This window comes from Rhodopirellula europaea 6C (assembly GCF_000338295.1).
Classification (GTDB): domain Bacteria; phylum Planctomycetota; class Planctomycetia; order Pirellulales; family Pirellulaceae; genus Rhodopirellula; species Rhodopirellula europaea.
The window spans coordinates 1-562 of sequence record NZ_ANMO01000079.1 but is presented as its reverse complement, the minus strand read 5'-3'; the positions used below and the strand labels follow the sequence as shown (position 1 = coordinate 562).

At 58.7% G+C, this 562-nt stretch carries 1 protein-coding gene; it reads left to right on the top strand.

Annotated elements, in window-relative coordinates; translation table 11 throughout:
* Positions 1-534 (top strand): tyrosine-type recombinase/integrase (locus tag RE6C_RS06450; protein WP_173401772.1); only part of this gene is annotated, 534 nt, incomplete at its 5' end.
* Positions 535-562 lie beyond the last annotated feature (28 nt).

The window sequence follows — 562 nt, the reverse complement described above, 5'->3', positions numbered from 1 at the left end:
CACAGTTTTCGCCACAGCTTTGCGACGCACTTGATCGAATCCGGCACCGACATTCGGTTCATCCAAAAGTTGCTTGGGCACACCAATCTGGAAACCACCTCGCTGTACACCAAGGTCGCTCAGATGAAGGCGACCGCGGTCGCCAGCCCACTGGATCGGTTGGGGAATGAATCGGGGCCGTCGGTCGAATCTCCGATTCGGAAGCCGGCACCCCGGCCCTCCGTGGGCCGGATGCGGCTCGAAGTGGATCCGCAACCCGATTCAAGCGGCGCGTATGCGGTGACGTTGGGCGTTTGGCAAGAAGGTCAATTGCTTCCGTTGCCGGGAATGCGAGCGACGATGCCGCGCCGGGATTGGGTTTCTTTGCAAATCCCACTGCAAGACATCTGGGAACCAACGTTGTGTTGCCTCCCCGCGGAACAACGTGAGCGATTGGAGGAGTCGCCCGAGTTCTTCTCGCAGGTGCAGCGAGAGGTTGCCAAGCGAATCCTGCGAATCAGGGACGCAGAACATTCTCAGGCGATCAAGACCTAGCTCATTCGCAACTGCGAGTTGAATTCTG